The following is a 19,878-nucleotide window of genomic DNA, read 5'->3' as shown; positions in this document are numbered from 1 at the left end:
GCCTTCAAAACACTCCCGGGGTCGACGCGAAGATGTCGAGCCCGAGCGAATGGGAGAGGAATCGCGCTGCGCGCTGCCCCCGCACACTGTTGCCCGCGGGGTCGAGGCGCGGGGAGAACGTTCCCAAGCCGCCCTTGCCCGGCGCGACCGTGACGATTCCGCCGGAGACGCCGCTCTTGGCGGGAATGCCCACCTCGAACAGCCAGTCACCTGAGAACTCGTACAGTCCGCTCGTCGCCATCACGGCGAGCGTGTCACGGCAGACGGAGGCATCGATCACCTTCTCGCGGGTGATCGGGTTGACGCCTCCGTCAGCCAGAGTCGCGGCCATGACGGCAAGATCCTCTGCCGTCACCAGAAGGGAGCACTGTCTCGTGTAGACGTCGGTCGCCTGCGCCGGGTCGAACTCCATCCGTCCGTAACTCTGGAGGAGCCGGGCGATCGCCCTGTTGCGCTGGTTGGTGGCCGATTCGGAGGCGTAGACCTCCTCGTCGATCTCGAGCGGCCGCCCGGCGAAGCGGGAGAGCCCGCGACGTACGAAGTCCCACTTCTCCGCCGCCGTCTCCCCGGGCGTGAGGCTCGTCGTCGTGATCGCGCCGGCATTGACGAGCGGATTCCTCGGGTCGCCGTCACTCAGTTCGAGGGCCATGACCGAGTTGAACGGGAGACCCGTGTTGTTGACGCCGACCCGGCGCGACACCTCCGAGTGGCCCAGTTCGTGGCAGACCAGCGCGAACACGAACACCTTCGAGATGGATTGGATCGAGAAGGCGTGGGCCGAGTCACCGACGCTTGTCGCGAGCCCGTTCACACTGCAGACGCTGATGCCGAAGAGGCCCGGGTCTGCTTCGCCGAGCGACGGGATGTAGTCGGCGACCTTCCCGTCATCCAGGCCGCGGTAGCGCTCGTGGGCCGTCTCGATGAGCTCGTGGACTCGCTCGACAGCAGGGAGGGTGCCGGTGGAGACCGCGTCTTCCGGCGCGACCACTTCGTCGGCGTGGACGGCGTCGGTCGAGAAATCGGGCAGCGGAGTCTGTCGCTCGAGGTAGGCCATCTAGTCCTCCGTCATGATCGCCTCACGGCACCCGGGGGCGCCTGGCAGGCTCATGATAGCTCGCGCGATTCGCAGTGCGGAGGGCGTGGGATTCGAACCCACGAGACATTTCTGCCCACCAGTTTTCAAGACTGGCTCCATCGGCCGCTCGGACAGCCCTCCCGGCGCCGGCGCAACCCGGCGTCGCCTGAGTCTAACGAAGACTCAGCCGGCGAGGGCCGATCCCGCGAGCGCAGCCAACCTGCCGAGGGCGAGTTCAGGGAAGGCGAGCAGAACCATGTCGACCAGGTCCTCCGCGGGACGGGTGAGCGGATCGGTCACGGGGAGTCCCAGCTCGGCCTGGTGCTCGCGGATAGTGTCGTCGAGCTCTGCGCTCGTCAGGCCCTCGTGGTTGATCGTGATGCCGATCACCGTGGTGTCGCTGAACGCCTCGATCAACGCGATCTCGCTGGCCGCGGCAGGCATCGGCATCATCGGGAAGTCGCCCAGCATCACTCGCCCCGGCGCATGCTGCAGAACGACGCCCTCGGGCCGGCTCCCGCGGAGGATGGCGCCGGAGCTGAGGTACGCCGGATGGCTGAGCGCACCCTGGCCCTCGACGATGATCACGTCGGGGTCTTCCTCCTCGAACGCGGCCACGACCTGTGCTTCCACTTCACCAGAGCAGAACTGCGGAATGGTCGCATCCAGCGCGACCGCGTACCGGGCACCCTGGATCAGCGAGGTCTGCCCGGTGCCGACCATCACGGCGCGGATTCCCTGGTCGTTCAGCGCTTGCGTGAGCAGCGTCGCCGTCGTGCGCTTGCCCACCGATCCGTCCGTGCCCAGGACGGCGATGCGCGGGCACGTGACATCGAAGATGCGGCCGCTGAACATCCGCAGCTCCTTGATGTCCTTCGGGCGGCGCACGTCCACGATGGTCACACCGGCCACCAGAGCGGCTGCGACGAACTCGGCGTCATCGTTGAGGTACTCGTGCAGGCCGTTGACCAGATTCATCCCGCGGGCGATCCCGTCGAGCAGGACCTCCCGCTGAGCGCCCGTGAGCAGCCCGTCCGTTGGCGCCATCCCGAAGATGAGCGTGTCCGGCAGGAATCCGGCGTCCCTGATCGCCTCATCGACGCTGGCCAGAACGGGGATTCCGTTCGGGACCCCGTCCAGGATCGCTCCAGCGTCTCCGCCGGCGCACGTGCTGTCGACCACGCTCAGGATCTCGTACTTCTCGGAATGACGCACCAGGCCGTTGGCGGTCTTCCCATCGAGCTTCCCGAACAGCCCCTCGCAATAGACGACGGCATTCACGGACGCGGACATGGCGCTCCTCTGATAGACACAGAGGAGGCGACGGGTTCGTGGCCGGGTCCGGAGGACCCATTCGGTCAATGAGGCATCTTCCCTGAAGCCGGCGCACTGCCGGCTGGTGAACCCTAGCAGCGCTACCTGAACGGCGCGCCCGGACCTGGACGTCGCGACGTCACGTTCGCGTGGCGGCGTCGTCTGTAGAGGTAAGACACTCTACGAACGAAGGAAGTCCATGTCTTTGGCGAAATCCCTCCTCCCTGCCCTTGCCGTCCCCGCGCTTACCGTCTGCGCCCTCGCGGTCGGTGTCCTCACGGGATGCTCCACCTCCACCTCGACCTCTCAGGTCACAACCACCGCGGGGCCGAAGATGGGGTGGAGCTTCAGCGTCGGCGGGGAGGCCTCCGTCTTCGACTCGCTGCCGCAGGACATCCCGTACCTGACGTCGTACAGCGAGTCCAAGGCGACCGGCGACCAGGCGACCGGCCACTTCCAGCTCGCGCTCAAGACGAGGAGCACGGACGCGGTTCAGGATGCCGCCAACAAGCTCACCCAGGCGGGCTTCACCTCCCTGGGCAAGAGCGTCTACTCGAGTTCGACGTGGAAGGTCACCCTCGAAGGCACTGGCGGTCAGGTCAAATACACGATCGCCAGGAACGGCTAGCGTCAGTCCGAGAACGGCTTGGAGCAGGTGACCTGCGCCGCGGTCTGACCGTGCACGTCCTCCGGGAGCGCGACCGCGCCGTCGGTGGGCGCCGGGGTCGAACCGGTGGCCGGAGCCTGCGTCGCGGGTGCCTGCGTGGCCGGAGCCTGGGTGGCCGGTGCCTGCGGCGCTGGGGCGTTCGGGTCGGACTCAGAACCCACGCCGGTGTCGCCCGTGAGCGCGACCGGCTGGTCGTTCTGCAGGGCGCCCATCAGCTGCTGCGCAGCGTCCGTCGTCGGGACGACGCCGTCGCCCTGGTAGTGATTGGGGTACTGGACGAACACGACCTTGCTGACGTCGATGTTCTTCAGCGCGGTGGCCATCGAGACGATGGTGGTCGGGTTGTTCAGACTGTCGGAGAGCGTGATGTTGCTCGTCGCGGCCTTCGCGATGCCGTACAGCTTGACCGGATTGCTGAGCACATCGGCGCTCTTGATCGTGCGAACCAGCGACGACAGGAACACCTGCTGGTTGCTGATCCGGCCAAGGTCCGAGCCGTCGCCCACGCCGTGCCGGGTCCGGAGGAACGCGAGAGCCTGCTGGCCCTGCAGGGTGTTCTGGCCGGCCTTCACATCCAGGCCGGTGTACGGGTCCTTAATGTCACCTGCAACACACACCGGCACTCCGCCGACCGCGTTCGACATCTCGATGACGCCGTCGAACTGGATGACGCCCGCGTAGGGGATCTCGAGCCCGGTGAGCTTCTCGACCGTGAGCACGGTGCAGGCGAGGCCGCCGTAGCTGAGCGAGTTGTTGATCTTCTGACGGCTCATCGCGTCGAAACTGCCGCCCTTGGGGTCCGGGCAGCTCGGGATGGACACGTACATGTCCCGCGGGAAGCTGACGACGGTCGCGTTCTTGTGGTCGGCCGAGACGTGCAGCACCATCGTGACGTCGTTGAGGTTCTCTTCGCGGTCGCCGTATGCGGTGTTGCCGCCACCCGAGTCACTGCCCGCCAGCAGGATGTTGAACGCCCCGTTCATCGCGCCGACGCCGGGCGTGACTTCGTTGCCCTTGGCGTCGACCAGCTTGACGGACTTCTTGACGCTGGCCGCGACATCCACCGCAGCGTAGGCGGCGAGCGAGACGCCGGTCACGCCGACCACCGCGAAGATGGCCACGAAGATCGTGAGGAGTGCCGTGAGCGGACGGTGCTTCTTCAGTCGTCCGTGGCGGACCGCTGGTCCTGCCGTCTTCTCCTGCGCTCGCGCTTGCGCGCGGGTGGGCATCTCGCTCATTCACTTCCTTCCGGTACGGGCATGCACGTCTATAGTGCCCGCTCGGAAGAGCGCACACCGCCGACAAGCCTGACACGGGAGGCTGGTAATGCTCTCAGAGGGCGTCGAGGACCTGCGCCAGACCGTCATCGACGACGGGTGCGGTGGCGCGCGTCGCCGCCGCCTTGACCTCGTCCGGTGCCTGCCCCATCGCCACGCTCAGCCCCTCTGCTCCTGCCCACTGCAGGAGTTCGAGGTCGTTGCGTCCGTCACCGACGGCGACGACGTGGGACCGTGGGATGTCGAGTGCGCGCCGCACCCGCTCCATCGCGGTGGCCTTGCTGACGCCGTCGGGCGAGATGTCGAGCCACGCCGTCCAGCCGATGGAGTAGCTGACGCGCTGCAGCCCCATCCGGTCGACGATCGACAGGAACTCCTCGGTATCGTGCTCCGGCGAGACGACGACGACGCGGGTTGCGGGATGCTGCAGCAGCTCGTCGAACGGCACCTCTTCGGCGTTCACCAGCTCCCAGTCCGTCATGCCCTCGGTGTAGCGGCGGAATCCGGTCGGCCCCTCCACCATGAAACTGCCGCTCGGGAGGTGGGGCCGGATCGTGGTCAGCACTTCGGTCGGGTCGAACACCTCGATGAACTCGCGGCGGTAACCGCCTTCGAGGGTGTCGTCACGCTTCATCGTCAGCGCACCGTTCGCGCAGACCACGAATTCGCTGGTCAGGCCGAAATCCTCATGGATGGGGCGTGCGGTCTCCCAGCTGCGACCGGTTGCCAGCATGACCTCGTGACCGGCGTCGCGGACGCGCGCGACAGCGGCGCGCACGGCGTCGCCGACGGACTCGTCCTCGTGGATCAGGGTGCCGTCGACGTCGAGCGCGATCAGCAGGCGGTCGCCACCGCTCACCTCGTCGCTCACCGGGTGACCGGCTCCAGCAGTTCCAGCCCGCCGAGGTAGGGACGAAGGGCCTCCGGCACGCGCACCGAGCCGTCCGGCTGCTGGTGCGTTTCGAGGATGGCGACGAGCCAGCGGGTGGTGGCCAGCGTGCCGTTGAGTGTCGCGACCGGCGCGGTCTTGCCGCTCTCGGTGCGGAAGCGGATGTCGAGGCGGCGCGCCTGGAACGTGGTGCAGTTCGACGTGGAGGTGAGCTCGCGGTAGCGGCCCTGTGTCGGGATCCACGCCTCCACGTCGTACTTGCGGGCTGCGCTGGAGCCGAGGTCGCCTGCGGCGGTGTCGATGACGCGGTAGCTGAGTCCCAGCGCCTGCATCATCTCCTCCTGCCAGCCGAGAAGCCGCTCGTGCTCGGCCTCGGCCTCCTCGGGCCGCGTGTAGACGAACATCTCGAGTTTGTTGAACTGGTGCACCCGGATGATGCCGCGGGTGTCCTTGCCCGCCGAGCCGGCCTCGCGCCGGTAGCAGGTCGACCAGCCCGCGTAGCGCAGGGGCTCGTCGACATCGATGATCTCGTCGGAGTGGTACCCGGCGAGCGCGACCTCACTCGTTCCGGTCAGGTAGAGGTCGTCGTTCTCGAGGTGGTAGACCTCGTCGGCATGCGCGCCAAGGAAGCCGGTGCCCTGCATGATCTCGGGCTTGACCAGGGTGGGCGTGATCATGGGGATGAAGCCGTTCTGGATGGCCTTGTCGAGTGCCATGTTCATCAGCGCCAGTTCGAGCCGGGCGCCGATTCCGCGCAGGTACGAGAAGCGGGCGCCGGCGACCTTCGCGCCGCGTGCCATGTCGATCGCTCCGAGGAGCTCGCCGAGCTCCAGGTGGTCCCGCGCCTCGAAGTCGAACTCGGGGATGTCCCCGACCGTCTTCAGCACGACGTAGTCGTCCTCGCCGCCCGACGGCACGCCGTCGACGATGGGGTTGCCGATGCTGCGGATCAGCCGGTCGAACCGTGCGTCGGCGTCGTTCGCGGCCTGCTGAGCCTCCTTCACCCGGCCGGCGAGCTGCTGCGCCTGGGCGACGAGTTCTTTCTTCTCCTCCTTGGCCGCTTTCGCGACCGTCTTGCCGAACGCGTTCTGCTCGGCTCGCAGTTCCTCGAACGCGGTGATGGCGGCGCGGCGCTCGATGTCGGCCTGAATGGCCTCGTCGACCAGCTGCACGGAGTCGCCGCGCGCCTCTTGCGAGCGGCGGACGACATCGGGGTTCTCGCGGAGGAGCACGGGATCGATCACCTGACCAGCTTATCGAGGGATGCCGAACAGGTAGCGTGAGGACCGTGAACGGACGGGGTGGCGACGAGCGCGCGCTTGCCGCCGTCGTCTACAACCCTGTCCGCGTCGACGTGCCGCGCGTGCGCGCCGCGGTCGAGGCGGCCGCCGCAGCGGCCGCAGCGACCGGCCTGAACAACGACTTCGACCTCCTCTGGCTGGAGACCACCGTGGAGGAGGGCGGCCAGGCGCAGGCGCGGGAGGCCCTCGCCCGCGGCGCGTCCCTCGTGCTCGCGGCGGGCGGCGACGGAACGGTCCGGGCGGTCGCCGAGGCGCTGCGTGGCCAGGATGCGACCCTCGCGGTCATCCCCGGAGGCACCGGAAATCTTCTGGCACGCAACCTCGGGCTGCCGTTCGCCAGCGTGGAGGGAGCCAGCGCCATCGCGTTCGGCGGCGAGACCCGCCGCATCGATCTCGGCGTCGCCCGCGCCCGGCGCCCGGACGGCTCGGAGTCGGAGCACGCCTTCCTGGTCATGGCGGGGGTGGGCATCGACGCCGCGATGATCGCGGGAGCCCGTCCTAGCTTGAAGCGCCGGTTCGGGTGGCTGGCCTATGTCGACGCGGCGTTCCGCGCACTGCCGACCTCGACGAAGGTGCACGTACGGTTCCGCCTCGACCACGGGGACGAGCGGTCGGCGCATGTCAGCACCATCCTGATCGCGAACTGCGGCGCGCTTCCCGGCAACGTCGAACTCATCCCCGATGCGGCGATCGACGACGGCCTGCTCGATGTCGCCATCCTTCAGCCCGCGACGGTGTTCGGCTGGCTGGCGATCTGGCGCAAGGTGACGTGGGAGAACCGCGTGCTGCGGAAGTCCGCGCTCGGACGGAGGATCATCCGCTTCACCGACCGGGCCGTCCGCACCCGCCTCAGTTACCTGCGCGGGGAGTCGGCCCAGCTCGAGGTGGACGCCCCCGAGCCGTTCGAACTCGACGGGGACGCCTTCGGCGAGATCCTCGCCCTCGACCTGCGGGTCGACGAGCGCGGGCTGCGCGTCAAGGCGCCTGCCGCGACGCGCTAGCGAGGCAGCAGCGCTCTGGGCGGTGTCAGAGCTCCTCGTCGGCCGGGACGACCTCCCGAGCGCTGCGCCCCGCCAGAGCGGTGAGGAACAGCAGCCCGACCAGGGTCAGCAGCCCCACGGTGATCAGCGGGCCGGCGAGCATCCAGCCGAGCTGCGCGAACACAAGCGAGCCGACGTCGCTGCTGGGCGTGGGCCCGCTGTAGGAGGACGTGACCGAGATGCAGTAGAGCACGATGCCGAGCACCACGAAACCGGCCCCGATGATCCAGAGCGTGAGGATGAGCGGGTTACGGCGGGGATTCACGTCCACGTGGGCGAGGAGGCCCGGACCGGCGACCACGTAGGCGGATTCGGCGCCGGCCAGGGACGCCGGCATCGGATCGGTGTCGTACTCGACGGAGATCGGAGCGCGGTCTGCATCCAGCTGCGAGGGTACGGGCGACTCGACGGGGGGCTCGACCGGACGCTGCAGCACTGACCCGGGCCGCCGGTAGGCCGAATCCGGAGCGTCCCCGCGCACCCGCGTCTGCTGCCGCTCGCCGGGCTTCGGCTGGTACCCCCGCTGGAAGGAGGGATCGAAGCGCGGGTCGAACCCGCCCCGATCGCTAGTGTCCTGCTCCTCGGCGACCATGCTGACCTCCCGACCTCCGACCGTGCTGCTGCACCGCAGCCTACGCCGACGCGGCGGATCGGGGGCCCTAGTCCGTGGCCGCCTCGTCGGTCAGCGACGCCAGCCACTCGCGGGCCTCGGTGAACACGTCGTCCCGGTAGCGCTGGTCGAACTCCACCGCCGCCCCGTCGGCGCGCGGATACGAGCCGAGGAACATGACCGACGGGCTGAACCGGCGCAGACCCAGCAGGGCATCGGCGACACGCTCGTCGTGGATGTGCCCGTCCGCGTCGATGACGAACCGGTACCGGCCGAGCGAATCCCCCACCGGACGCGACTCGATCAGGCTGAGGTTCACTCCGCGGGTGGAGAACTGCTCGAGCAGGTCGAGCAGGCTGCCGGGACGGTCGTCCGGCAGCTCGGCGACCAGGCTGGTCTTGTCGGCTCCCGTGCGCGCCGGCACGCTGCGCGTCGTGCTCACGAGCACGAAGCGGGTGACGGCGTTGGCGTTGTCACCGATGTTCTCGGCGAGCACGACCACGTCGTGGTGGTCGACGATGCCGGGAGGCGCGATGGCGGCGTCGGCCGCGCTGCCCTCGAACAGCGACGCGGCGGCGGCCACGTTGCTCGACGCGGGCAGGTGGCCGTGGTCGGGAAGGTGGCGGTCGAGCCACTGGTGGCACTGCGCATAGGCGACCGGATGCGCGTTCACGGTGCGCACGTCCGCCAGCGTCGTGCCGGGCCGGGCCACGAGTACGAAGTTCACGGGGACGAGGTACTCGCCCACGATCCGCAGCCCTGGGATGGTGGCCAGCGCATCCTGAGCGACCGACACCCCGCCTTCGATCGAGTTCTCGATCGCGATCATGGCGGCGACACTGCGCCCCTCCACGACGTCGGCGAGCGCCTCCCCCAGGTTGTTGACCGCGCGCCACTGCTTGCCCCGCGCCTCCGGCACCTGCTTGAGCGCCGCCTCGGTGAACGTGCCCGACGGCCCCAGGAAGCTGTACACGTCGTCGAGGGAGGCGGGCAGCTCGGCGCGTTCGTCACGCTGGCCGTCGTGAGCGGAAGACATGCCGCTCAGCCTAGCGAGCCGTTGGCGAGACCCCTCCGCCGTGGAAGAGTAGGGGCCATGGACGAACGAGCCGGCACCCCTGCGCAGCCTTCCGACCTGATCGACATCGACGCCCTGCGGAGGGCGTACTACGAGCTGAAGCCGGATGTCAGCATCCCGGAGCAGCGCGTGGTGTTCGGTACCTCGGGTCACCGAGGGTCGTCGCTCAACACCGCCTTCAACGAGGACCACATCGCGGCGACCACGCAGGCGATCGTGGAGTACCGGAACAGCCAGGGCATCACCGGGCCGCTGTTCATCGGCGCGGACACCCACCTGCTGAGCGAGTTCGCGACCACGACCGCTCTGGCGGTGCTGGTCGGCAACGAGGTCCGTGTGCTCGTGGACGAGTTCGACGACTGGGTGCCCACGCCCGCCGTGTCGCACGCGATCATCCGGTACAACCGGCAGGGCCATGACGACCAGGCCGACGGCATCGTCGTCACCCCGAGCCACAACCCGCCCTCGGACGGCGGCTTCAAGTACAACCCGCCCCACGGCGGGCCGGCCGACACGGACGCGACGAGCTGGATCGCGAAGCGCGCGAACGAGATCATCGCCGACGGGATGACCGCCGTGCGGATGGCCGAGCCGTCGGGTGTCGAGACGTACGACTTCCGTGGACACTACGTCGACGACCTCGAGAACATCATCGACGTGAAGGCGATCAAGGACAGCGGCATCCGCATCGGCGCCGACCCGCTCGGCGGCGCGAGCGTCAACTACTGGCAGGCGATCGCCGAGCGCTACGACCTGAACCTGACCGTCGTGAACCCGGATGTCGACCCGGCCTGGGGGTTCATGACCCTGGACTGGGACGGCAAGATCCGCATGGATCCCTCCAGCCCGTCGGCGATGGCCTCGGTGGTGGCGCGCCGGGCGGACTTCGACATCCTCACCGGCAACGACGCCGACGCCGACCGTCACGGGATCGTCACGCCGGACGGCGGCCTGATGAACCCGAACCACTACCTCGCGGTCGCGATCGAGTACCTGTTCCGCACGCGTACGGAGTGGCGCGCGGACGCTGCGGTCGGCAAGACCCTCGTCTCGTCGTCGATCATCGACCGGGTCGCCGAGTCGCTCGGCCGCCGGCTGTGGGAGGTGCCGGTCGGCTTCAAGTGGTTCGTGCCGGGGCTCATCGATGGGACGGTCGGGTTCGGCGGCGAGGAGAGCGCGGGCGCGTCGTTCCTCCGCTTCGACGGGACGGCGTGGACGACCGACAAGGACGGCATCCTGCTGGCCCTGCTCGCCAGCGAAATCCGGGCGGTCACGGGCAAGTCGCCGTCCGAGTTGTACCGGGAGCTGACGGAACGGTTCGGCGACCCGGTGTACCAGCGGGTGGATGCTCCCGCGAGCCCGGAGCAGAAGGCCGCGCTCTCGAAGCTCGACGGCGACGCGATCACGGCGACCGAACTCGCCGGTCAGCCGATCACGGCGAAGCTGAGCCGGGCGCCCGGAAACGACGCTCCCCTCGGCGGCGTGAAGGTGCAGACGGAGAAGGCCTGGTTCGCCGCGCGCCCCTCCGGCACCGAGAACGTCTACAAGATCTACGCGGAATCCTTCGAGGGCGAGGACAACCTGCGCGAGGTGCAGGACGAGGCGAAGCGGATCGTCGGGGACGCGCTCGGCTAGTACGCCACGGCGTCGCGGCGGAGCACGATCGCGAGGGCGTCGCCGTCGTTCGCGCCTGCCTGGCGCGCCGCGCTCACGATGCGCGACACGGCTCCGGCCGGCGTGACCGACCCGCGCAGGATCGACTGGACGCGCAGGAGGCCCTTCTCGCCGCCGAGCGCGTCGAAGACGCCGTCGCTGAGGCACAGGAACTGGTCCCCGTCTTCGAGGATCAGCTGCCGGGCCGTGCGCCGCTCGCGGTCCAGCCCCAGGGGCAGGGTCGCGGTCTCCAGACGCTCGAGATCGCCGCTCGCACCGCGGAGCACGAACGCGAGCCCGTGGCCCGCATCGACGAACTCCATCCGGCCGTCCGGCTCGACCCGCGCGTGGAACACGGAGGTGTACGCGGCGACCAGCTGCAGCTCCTCATCCACCACCCGCGCCCCCTCGGCCACGGCTGCCTCGGGACCGGTGAAGGCGGATGCGACCCGCAGAGCGGCGCGCACGGAGGCGGCGACGATCGCGACCGGAAGGCCCGTGCCCACCACGTCGCCCACGGTCAGGCAGAAGCCATCGCCACAGTCGTACCAGTCGTAGAAGTCGCCCGAGATGCGGTCTCCCGGCTCCGAGGCGGCCGCGATGGCGAATCCTTTCGCCGCCGGCTTCCGGCGCGGCAGCAGGGCCCGCTGGACCAGCTGCGCCCGGTCGAGGTCCTCCTCGCGCGTCAGCTCGGCCTGGACCCAGTCCGCCAGGTCGCGCAGCAGCCTGCGCTGCCCGTCGGTCAGCTCGTGCGGCTCGGTGTCCAGCACGCAGAGGGTGCCGACGGCCTCCCCTCCTGGAGCGTGCAACGGCTCGCCCGCATAGAAGCGCAGATGCGGGTCTCCCACGACGAACGGGTTGGACCGGAATCGCTCGTCGGTCGAGGCGTCTCGCACGATGAGCGCTGCATCCTGCCGCACGGTGAAGTCGCAGAACGCGCCCTCGCGCGGGGCCTCGTCGCCCAGGCCGACGTGCGACTTGCGCCACTGCCGGTCGCCGTCGATCAGCGTGACGCTGACCATGGGCACGTCGAACAGCTGCTGGGCCATTCGCGTCACACGGTCGAAGCGGTCCTCCGCAACGGTGTCCAGTATCCCGAGCGCCTCGACGGCGTCCTGGCGTGCCACCTCTGCTGCGAGCGCACTCGTACTCTGCGTGTCCCCATCCACGACCATGTGACCAGCGTAGTGACCACGGTCACAGTGCGTACGCTGTGCCGCCCGAGCAACCGAAGAACTCTTCGAGCGTCGTCACACCCGTGGTGTGGAGCTCGGTGGCGAGCGCGACCCCGACGTAGCGGAAGTGCCACGGCTCGTAGGTGAAACCGGTCACCGCGACCTTGTCGGCGGGGTAGCGCAGGATGAAGCCGAACCGCCAGGCATTCGCCGCGAGCCAGCGTCCCTGCGCGGTCTCTCCGAAGCAGGCGTCGAGCGAGCACTGTGCGGGCAGCGCACTGATGTCCACGGCGAACCCGGTCTGATGCTCGCTGTGCCCGGGGCGTGCGGTGTCGGTGTCCGCGTACTCCTGACCGTTTCGCGCCACGTCGTCGTCGTAGACGCGGGTCTGCGATTCGTACGACCGGTAGGCGCTCTGCACGGAGAAGTCGAGCCCGGCTTCCGCCTTGCCCGCGTGGAACATCGCAACGAGTCCCGCAGCCGTCGCCTGCCGCATCGGCTGACGGTTGACGTAGACGACATCGGGATAGGTCAGGTCGCCGGGGACATACGCCAGCGGATTCAGCGCCCGCGGCTTGTTGACGACCACCCACGAGCTTGCCGGGTCGTCCGTGGACAGCGCCGTCTTGTCGAAGCCGATCACTGTCGCCGCCGGCGGAACGGACGGGGTCGGTGTGGGCCGCGGAGGCCGCGTCGTCGGCGCTGAGCGATGCGGTGTTGGACGGTGACTGGCGGGCGCCGCGGAAACGACTCCCCCGGCGCATCCGGCCAGGACGAGAACGGCAGCGAGCGCGCCCACGACACGCGCAACGCGCGTTGCACGAACCCGCCTGCTGCGGGCACCCCCCAGACTCACGGGGCCGAGCATAGCTCACGCGGCGAACGGCTCCGTGCGACGTGGCCGGAAGCCCGCTCTTACTTGGAGAGGCTCCAGAAGTGGCCGATCCCGCCCGGGTGGTCCACAGTGATCGCCTCGTCGAGATCGCGGTAGTCGCTGTCCTCGTTGTGGCCGGCCATCTTGATCTTGATCTGGCCGTTGACGTTCTGGATGCCGGAGACGATCTGCACGTGGTCGAGCGAGTTGTTGTCGTTCCAGTCGAACATCACGATGTCGCCGACCTTGATCTTGTCGCGCTGGTCGAACGAGTACTCGGTGAGCCCGAGCTGCGCGGCGTTCTCGCGGAAGTAGTTATCCATCGCGGGCACGTAGCCCCACGCCGGGCTCCAGCTCGCGGCGGCGTTGTGGTTGTACCAGTCGCCGTTCATCTGCCAGCCGCGGGCGAGCAGGGTCTGACTGACGAAGTTCGCGCAGTCGCCGCCGACCGGGTTGAGGTCGCCGAAAGCGGCGGTGTTGTAGTTCTTCCAGTACGTGAGCGCGTACGCGAGCTGCTTGTCGACCGGCGTCTGCACCTGGTAGTCGTACGTCGTCGCCGACGTCGTGACCGGCTTGCCCGTCTTGTCCGTGACGGTGACCGGAACGGAGCCGGCCTGGTAGTTCGCCGCTGCGGGCACGCTCACGACGACCTTGTCGTCCGTCGCCTGCGTCACCGTCGCCGGCTGGCCTCCGATCTGAACCGCACCGACCTTCTCGAGGTTGGTACCGGTGAGGGTGACCGTGCCTCCCGAGACGCTGCCGGTGGCCGGCTGGATCGACGACACCACGGACGAGGTCGGGGTGGGCGAGGGCGCAGCGGCCTGGGCCACGGCCTTCGTCACCGGCGAGGGCTCGCCGGCGCAGGCGGTGAAGACCAGGGCTGCGGAGGCAGCGACGGCGGTGAGAGCGAGCGCGCGACGGGTGCGGCGGCCGTTTCTGAGAGAACTCATACAACCTTCGTGGCGTATTGGGAGATGGTCGGGTCGGGGCCTTTTCACCGTACGCCCCCAACTTTTGCGTGACCTGGATGGGGGTGTTTTTGTTCGCTCTGCGTACTTCTGACACGTCCAGACGCCAGACGCTGACTGAGAAGCGAGGGAGCGTTCGCCATCGGCGAACTGATCGCCGCCTAGCGACCCGGGTGCGTTGTGGCAGGCGTGGCAGGGGGTGTAACTTTGCAGTCTCCGCAAAATTCTCTTTGCCCCACACCGGTGTGACGTTCGCGTGCCGGGCGTCCCCTCACCCGACTCTCGACACGGAGACAGATGTCCAGTCAGACCATGGCGGCCAATGCCGCTCCCAAACCGATCATGTCGCATCGGCAGATCCTCTTCGTCATCTTCGGCCTCATGGCCGGCATGTTCCTCTCCGCCCTCGACCAGACCGTCGTCGGTACCGCCATCCGCACCATCGGCGACGACCTCCACGGCCTGAGCGAGCAGGCGTGGGTCACCACCGGTTACCTCATCGTCTCGACGATCTCGACGCCGATCTACGGCAAGCTCTCCGACATCTTCGGACGGCGCCCGCTGTTCGTGATCGCGATCCTGATCTTCATCGCCGGGTCGATCCTCGCGTCGTTCTCGACCTCGATGATCGAGCTCGCCGCGTTCCGCGCCATCCAGGGCCTGGGCGCCGGCGGTCTGATGTCGATGCCGCTCGCGATCATGGGCGACATGCTGGCGCCCCGCGAGCGTGCGAAATACCAGGGGTACTTCCTCGCCGTGTTCGGCATCTCGAGCCTCATCGGCCCGCTGATCGGCGGCCTCTTCGCCGGTGCCGACCAGATCCTCTGGATCGCCGGCTGGCGCTGGGTGTTCCTGATCAACGTCCCGATCGGCTTCATCGCCCTCGCGATGGTGCTGCGGTTCCTGCACCTGCCGAAGCGCGAACGCGGCTCGGCGCGGATCGACTGGTGGGGCGCCGCCGGCGTCATCGTGGCGCTCGTGCCGCTCCTCCTCGTGGCGGAGCAGGGCCGGGACTGGGGCTGGGGCAGCCCCGCCGCCATCGCCTGCTACGTGATCGGCGTCGTCGGAATCATCGCGTTCATCTTCATCGAGATCGCGATGAAGGACGACGCGCTCATCCCGATCAAGCTGTTCCGTTCCAGCACCTTCTCGATGGCGACCATCATCGGCGTCTTCGTCGGGTTCGGGATGTTCGGCGCGATGCTGACGCTGCCGCTGTACCTCCAGCTCGTGCTCGGCTCCACGCCGACCGAGTCCGGTCTGCAGCTGCTCCCGATGATCCTCGGACTCATGATCTCCTCGATCGCGTCCGGCCAGATCATCGCGCGCACCGGCCGCTACCGGCAGTTCCCGATCATCGGAACCGCGATGCTCGCGGGCGGGTTCTTCTACCTGACCTTCGTCAAGGTGGGCGACTCGTACTGGTTCATCGCGGGGGCCATGCTCCTCATCGGCCTCGGGCTCGGCCAGCTGATGCAGACGCTGACGATCGCCAGCCAGAACTCCGTCGGCCTGCGCGACATGGGTGTGGCGACCAGCGCCTCCACGTTCTTCCGTCAGATCGGTGGAACGCTGGGCACCGCGGTGCTGCTGTCGCTGCTCTTCACGGTGTTCCCGACCAACATCCAGAACGCCCTGTCCGACAAGCCGACGCTGACCAGCGCGCTGGATGCCGCCCTCACGCCCTCGGTGGCGAACGCTCCCGAGAACAAGCAGATCATGGACCAGATCTACAACAAGATCGTGGACCCGATCGAGAAGCAGGCGCAGGCCGGTGCTCACCAGGCCGGCGTGCAGCAGCTCGTCGCTCAGGGGATCCCGCAGGATGTCGCCGAGCAGCAGGTGCCCGCGGCTCCCATCGACTTCTCGAACGCCGACCAGCGCAAGCAGGTCGTCGACCAGGCGGTCCCCGCGGTGCAGACGCAGCTCGAGAAGGCCAACAGCACGAGCAGCAACAGCTCTGCCGTCAATGACACGTCGTTCCTGAACAACGCGGACCCGCGGCTCGCGAAGCCGTTCCTCGTCGGCTTCAACGCCTCGGCCGTGCAGGTCTACTGGGTCGCCATGATCGTCGTGCTCATCGCGTTCGTGCTGTCCCTGTTCTTCAAGACCCCGCCGCTGCGCGCGAAGTCGGCGCTGCAGGAGGCTGCGGACGACGCAGCCGACGCGGCCGACGCGCAAGCCGAGAAGGAGCGGGCGCTCACCCCGGCCGGCGTTCTGGCCTCCGCGGCCGACGACGATGCCGCCGAGGAGTACGACACCGGCATCCTCGCCAACCGGGCGGCGACCGAGTTCGGAGCCCTGATCGAGCCCGGCGCGGACACCGCGTCGACGCACGCTCAGCGTCCGCGCCCCGCCATCGACTGACGCATCCGCCGGTCCAGACAGCCGTCGCCTCTCCGGAGGCGGCGGCTGTTTGCATTTCCCCGGAAAGACGCGGATGAGAGCGCGACCACAAAAGACTTGACATTGGTCGCGATCGTGTTTTAGATTCTCGTGAAGCGCGTGAGAGCGCTCTCACGCTTTCGTCCAGAGAGCGCTCTCACGCACACCACGCGCACTAGACCCACGCACAAAGGAGTGAACCGTGAAGCTTTCACGACGCACGAGGATCGCAGCGGCCGTCGCCGGTGCGGCATCCTTCGCCCTCATCGCAGCCGGGTGCTCATCGAGCGGCGGCAGCGGATCCAGCTCGGACCCGATCACGCTGACCGTCACGACGTTCGGCACCATGGGCTTCGACAAGCTCTACTCGCAGTACGAGAAGGAGCACCCCGGAATCAAGATCAAGGCCACCAACATCGACACCGGTGACAACGCGCTCACCGACTGGCAGACCAAGCAGGCGGCCGGCAGCGGGCTGCCCGACGTGCAGGCCGTCGAGGAAGGCTGGCTCAGCAAGGTCCAGCAGGTCTCCGACCAGTTCACCGACCTGAAGAGCTACGGCGCGAACGACATCAAGAGCCGCTGGGTCGACTGGAAGCTGAAGCAGGCCACCGACAAGAACGGCCGCATCATCGGCTACGGCACCGACATCGGGCCGGAGGGCCTCTGCTACAACGGCAAGCTGTTCGCCGCAGCTGGCCTGCCCAGCGATCGCGAGTCTGTCGCCAAGCTGTTCGGCGGCGAGAACGCCACGTGGGACGACTTCTTCAAGGTCGGCGAGCAGTACCACGCAGCGACGGGCAAGGCCTGGTACGACCAGTCCGGCTTCATCTGGAACGCCATGGTAAACCAGCAGCCCGAGGGCTACTACACCAAGGACGGCAAGCTCAACGTCGAGAACAACAGCGACCTGAAGGCGCTGTGGTCGAAGCTCGCGGCGGGCGCAGCAGCCGGCCTCTCCTCCAACCAGACCCAGTGGGACTGGGGCAAGGGCAAGGCCTTCACCGACGGCTCGTTCGCCACGTTCGTCTGCCCCGGCTGGATGCTCGGCGTCGTGCAGGGTCAGGTCAAGGCCGGCGGCGGCGACGCCACCACCGGCTGGGACTTCGCCAACGTCTTCCCGGGCGGCGCGGCCAACTGGGGCGGGTCGTTCCTGACCGTTCCGACGCAGTCGAAGCACCCGAAGGAGGCCGCGGCCCTCGCCGCCTGGCTGACCACCGCCAAGTCGCAGGTCCAGACCTTCCAGGCCGCGGGCACGTTCCCGTCGGTGACCGAGGCGCAGACCGACTCCGGCGTCACCGGTGAGAGCGACCTGACCAAGTTCTTCAACAACGCACCCGTCGGCCAGATCCTCGGTGAGCGCGCGAAGGGCGTCGTCGCCCAGTACAAGGGACCGGACGACTCGGTCATCCAGTCGCAGGTCTTCGGACCGTCCGTCCAGGAGCTGGACTCCGGCAAGGCGAACGGCGACCAGGCGTGGAACAACGCCATGAAGCTGCTCAACCAGCTGGTCGTCAACAAGTAACCCACCCGCCAGCCGCCGAGCACAGGAAAAATGTCGCGATTCTTCGCGGATCCCGACAAAAATCCTGTGCTCGGCGGCACGCCACTGGAGACAGCCATGACCACCGTCACCCGCCCCGAGACCGCCACAGCCGCCCGCGGCACCCGGGATGCGCGCACAGCGCTCACCGTCAAGCAGCGGGTGAGCCGCTTCGACGTCAAGGCGTCGCCCTACTTCTACATCGCACCGTTCTTCGTGTTGTTCGCGCTCGTCGGACTGTTCCCGCTGATCTACACCTTCGTCGTCTCGCTCAACAACTGGAACCTGCTGACCGGTCCGGGCGAGTGGGTCGGCTTCAAGAACTATGCGGCGGAGCTGTCCGACCCGTTCTTCTGGAACTCGCTCTTCAACACCGTCAGCATCTTCCTGCTCTCTGCGATCCCGCAGCTGATCGCCGCCGTCTTCATCGCGGCGATCCTGGACCAGAACATCCGGGCCAAGACCTTCTGGCGGATGAGCGTCCTCCTCCCCTATGTCGTGACCCCGGTCGCGGTGACCCTCATCTTCTCGAGCGCCTTCGACGAGAAGTACGGCCTGATCAACAACATGCTCCAGGCCTTCCACCTCGACCCGGTGATGTGGAAGACCGAGACCTTCCCGTCGCACGTGGCCATCGCGACGATGGTCAACTGGCGCTGGACGGGCTACAACGCACTCATCCTGCTGGCCGCCATGCAGGCGGTCCCCCGCGACATCCACGAGTCCGCCGCCCTCGACGGCGCCGGATCGTTCCGCCGCTTCTTCTCGATCACCCTGCCGAGCATCCGCCCGACCATGATCTTCGTGATCATCACGGCGACGATCGGCGGCCTCCAGATCTTCACCGAGCCAAAGCTGTTCAACCCGTCGAGTGCCGTCCCCGGCGGACCGCAACGGCAGTACCAGACGACCGTGCTCTACCTGTGGGACATGGCGTTCAACCGGCAGAACTTCGGCAAGGCCTCCGCGATCGCGTGGCTGCTGTTCCTGCTGATCGTGATCTTCGGCGTGCTCAACTTCCTGATCTCGCGCCGGATCGCCTCCACCGAGAGCCGGTTGCACCGCAAACGCACCGCCCGGCGCCTGCAGGCGTCGCGCATCCTGGCCGCCGCCAGTGAGGAGAAGAACCTGTGACCGCCACCGCACGCACGACCCGTCCCGCGCGCGACGCGGCATCGCCCGCCCCCCGCGCACCGAAGCGCAAGGCGCTCGGAATCGATCGGCGCCCCGGTTTCCTGACCTACGGCATCCTGCTGGCGATCTTCGTCGGCGGCGCCTACCCGCTCTGGTGGTCGTTCGTCGCCGGCTCCAGCGACAGCACCGTGCTGACCGCGACCTGGCCTCCGCTGCTTCCGGGCGGCCAGTTCTGGACGAACATCGGCCAGGTGCTGGCGACGGTCCCGTTCTGGCAGGCGCTCGGGAACTCCATCATCGTCGCGACCGTGATCACGGCATCCGTCGTGGCGTTCTCGACTCTCGCCGGCTACGCCTTCGCCAAGCTGCGTTTCCGCGGCCGTGAAGGACTCATGGTGTTCGTGGTGGCGACGCTCGCCGTCCCGACACAGCTCGGCATCATCCCCCTCTTCATGGTGATGAAGCAGTTCGGCTGGACCGGGACGCTCGGCGCCGTCATCGTGCCGACGCTGGTGACCGCCTTCGGCGTGTTCTTCATGCGGCAGTACCTGGTCGACGTCATCCCCGACGAGCTGATCGAGGCCGCCCGTGTCGACGGCGCGAACATGATCCGCACCTTCTGGCACGTCGGCGTCCCGGCCGCGCGCCCGGCGATGGCGATCCTCGGCCTCTTCACGTTCATGACCGCGTGGACGGACTACCTGTGGCCGCTGCTGGTCGCCCCGCAGAACCCGACCCTCCAGGTGGCGCTCAGCCAGCTGCAGTCGGCCAAGTACGTCGACTACTCGATCGTCCTCGCCGGAGCCGTGCTCGCGACCATCCCCCTGTTGATCCTCTTCGTGCTCGCCGGCCGGCAGCTGGTCTCCGGCATCATGGCCGGCGCGGTGAAAGGCTGAGA

At 68.1% G+C, this 19,878-nt stretch carries 17 protein-coding genes and 1 tRNA gene; 7 read left to right on the top strand and 11 right to left on the bottom strand.

Annotated features, from left to right (window positions below):
* Window positions 1-4: 4 nt before the first annotated feature.
* From glsA to P3F85_RS17355, 3 genes are all read right to left on the bottom strand, one after another.
* Entirely contained in the window at window positions 5-1,054 is a 1,050-nt protein-coding gene (gene glsA / locus P3F85_RS17365) for a glutaminase A (protein ID WP_374009092.1), read from the bottom strand.
* A gap of 77 nt (window positions 1,055-1,131) precedes the next feature.
* Window positions 1,132-1,216, bottom strand: a tRNA-Ser gene (locus P3F85_RS17360).
* Between the two features lie 42 nt (window positions 1,217-1,258).
* Window positions 1,259-2,368 carry a DUF1611 domain-containing protein gene (locus tag P3F85_RS17355; protein ID WP_374009091.1) on the bottom strand — a complete coding sequence of 370 codons (1,110 nt, stop codon included), beginning with the start codon at window positions 2,366-2,368 and terminating at the stop codon, window positions 1,259-1,261.
* A gap of 220 nt (window positions 2,369-2,588) precedes the next feature.
* Here P3F85_RS17355 and P3F85_RS17350 point away from each other — a divergent pair, with 220 nt between their 5' ends.
* Window positions 2,589-3,017 carry a hypothetical protein gene (locus P3F85_RS17350; RefSeq protein ID WP_374009090.1) on the top strand — a complete coding sequence of 143 codons (429 nt, stop codon included), beginning with the start codon at window positions 2,589-2,591 and terminating at the stop codon, window positions 3,015-3,017.
* Between the two features lie 2 nt (window positions 3,018-3,019).
* On the opposite strand, the gene P3F85_RS17345 is transcribed toward P3F85_RS17350, so the two are convergent.
* The 3 genes from P3F85_RS17345 to serS all read right to left on the bottom strand — a co-directional run bounded on the left by P3F85_RS17345 (window position 3,020) and on the right by serS (window position 6,466).
* On the bottom strand, window positions 3,020-4,294 hold the full coding sequence (locus P3F85_RS17345) for an LCP family protein (RefSeq protein WP_374009089.1): 1,275 nt from the start codon (window positions 4,292-4,294) through the stop codon (window positions 3,020-3,022).
* 94 nt (window positions 4,295-4,388) lie between these two features.
* Window positions 4,389-5,204: an HAD family hydrolase gene (locus P3F85_RS17340; protein WP_374009088.1), complete on the bottom strand. Its 816-nt coding sequence runs from the start codon at window positions 5,202-5,204 to the stop codon at window positions 4,389-4,391.
* Complete coding sequence (serS, locus tag P3F85_RS17335; RefSeq protein ID WP_374009087.1) at window positions 5,201-6,466, bottom strand: serine--tRNA ligase; 1,266 nt, start codon at window positions 6,464-6,466, stop codon at window positions 5,201-5,203. The genes P3F85_RS17340 and serS overlap by 4 nt, the downstream gene beginning before the upstream one ends.
* A 44-nt stretch (window positions 6,467-6,510) precedes the next feature.
* On the opposite strand from serS, the gene P3F85_RS17330 reads away from it, so the two are divergent.
* Window positions 6,511-7,524: a diacylglycerol kinase family protein gene (locus P3F85_RS17330; RefSeq protein WP_374009086.1), complete on the top strand. Its 1,014-nt coding sequence runs from the start codon at window positions 6,511-6,513 to the stop codon at window positions 7,522-7,524.
* A 25-nt stretch (window positions 7,525-7,549) separates the two neighbouring features.
* Here P3F85_RS17330 and P3F85_RS17325 read toward each other — a convergent pair whose 3' ends face one another.
* Together P3F85_RS17325 and pheA are read right to left on the bottom strand one after the other, a co-directional pair.
* On the bottom strand, window positions 7,550-8,155 hold the full coding sequence (locus P3F85_RS17325) for a hypothetical protein (protein WP_374009085.1): 606 nt from the start codon (window positions 8,153-8,155) through the stop codon (window positions 7,550-7,552).
* A 67-nt stretch (window positions 8,156-8,222) separates the two neighbouring features.
* The gene (gene pheA, locus P3F85_RS17320; RefSeq protein ID WP_374009084.1) at window positions 8,223-9,209 is read right to left on the bottom strand and encodes a prephenate dehydratase; all 987 of its coding nucleotides are present in this window, start codon (window positions 9,207-9,209) and stop codon (window positions 8,223-8,225) included.
* Window positions 9,210-9,266: 57 nt separating this feature from the next.
* On the opposite strand from pheA, the gene pgm reads away from it, so the two are divergent.
* Window positions 9,267-10,883, top strand: coding sequence for a phosphoglucomutase (alpha-D-glucose-1,6-bisphosphate-dependent) (pgm, locus tag P3F85_RS17315; protein ID WP_374009083.1), 1,617 nt, complete (start codon window positions 9,267-9,269; stop codon window positions 10,881-10,883).
* On the opposite strand, the gene P3F85_RS17310 is transcribed toward pgm, so the two are convergent.
* The 3 genes from P3F85_RS17310 to P3F85_RS17300 are packed head-to-tail and all read right to left on the bottom strand — an operon-like array spanning window position 10,880 to window position 13,900.
* The gene (locus P3F85_RS17310) at window positions 10,880-12,076 is read right to left on the bottom strand and encodes a PP2C family protein-serine/threonine phosphatase (RefSeq protein WP_374009082.1); all 1,197 of its coding nucleotides are present in this window, start codon (window positions 12,074-12,076) and stop codon (window positions 10,880-10,882) included. The two genes, pgm and P3F85_RS17310, sit on opposite strands and share 4 nt — an antisense overlap.
* 22 nt (window positions 12,077-12,098) lie before the next feature.
* The gene (locus P3F85_RS17305; RefSeq protein WP_374009081.1) at window positions 12,099-12,944 is read right to left on the bottom strand and encodes a M15 family metallopeptidase; all 846 of its coding nucleotides are present in this window, start codon (window positions 12,942-12,944) and stop codon (window positions 12,099-12,101) included.
* Window positions 12,945-12,991: 47 nt separating this feature from the next.
* The gene (locus P3F85_RS17300; protein ID WP_374009080.1) at window positions 12,992-13,900 is read right to left on the bottom strand and encodes an amidase domain-containing protein; all 909 of its coding nucleotides are present in this window, start codon (window positions 13,898-13,900) and stop codon (window positions 12,992-12,994) included.
* Window positions 13,901-14,215: 315 nt separating this feature from the next.
* Here P3F85_RS17300 and P3F85_RS17295 point away from each other — a divergent pair, with 315 nt between their 5' ends.
* The 4 genes from P3F85_RS17295 to P3F85_RS17280 all read left to right on the top strand — a co-directional run bounded on the left by P3F85_RS17295 (window position 14,216) and on the right by P3F85_RS17280 (window position 19,876).
* On the top strand, window positions 14,216-16,285 hold the full coding sequence (locus tag P3F85_RS17295; RefSeq protein WP_374009079.1) for an MDR family MFS transporter: 2,070 nt from the start codon (window positions 14,216-14,218) through the stop codon (window positions 16,283-16,285).
* Window positions 16,286-16,505: 220 nt separating this feature from the next.
* Window positions 16,506-17,828, top strand: a complete 1,323-nt coding sequence (locus P3F85_RS17290) for an ABC transporter substrate-binding protein (RefSeq protein ID WP_374009078.1) — start codon at window positions 16,506-16,508, stop codon at window positions 17,826-17,828.
* Window positions 17,829-17,924: 96 nt separating this feature from the next.
* The gene (locus tag P3F85_RS17285; RefSeq protein WP_374009077.1) at window positions 17,925-18,980 is read left to right on the top strand and encodes a carbohydrate ABC transporter permease; all 1,056 of its coding nucleotides are present in this window, start codon (window positions 17,925-17,927) and stop codon (window positions 18,978-18,980) included.
* Window positions 18,977-19,876: a carbohydrate ABC transporter permease gene (locus P3F85_RS17280; protein ID WP_374009076.1), complete on the top strand. Its 900-nt coding sequence runs from the start codon at window positions 18,977-18,979 to the stop codon at window positions 19,874-19,876. Before P3F85_RS17285 ends, P3F85_RS17280 begins: the two co-directional genes overlap by 4 nt.
* Window positions 19,877-19,878 lie beyond the last annotated feature (2 nt).

This window comes from Leifsonia sp. T36S-04, from assembly GCF_042465655.1.
Classification (GTDB): domain Bacteria; phylum Actinomycetota; class Actinomycetes; order Actinomycetales; family Microbacteriaceae; genus Leifsonia.
Note: the sequence above shows the minus strand (reverse complement) of the source record. Positions and strands in the feature narration are given on the sequence as shown.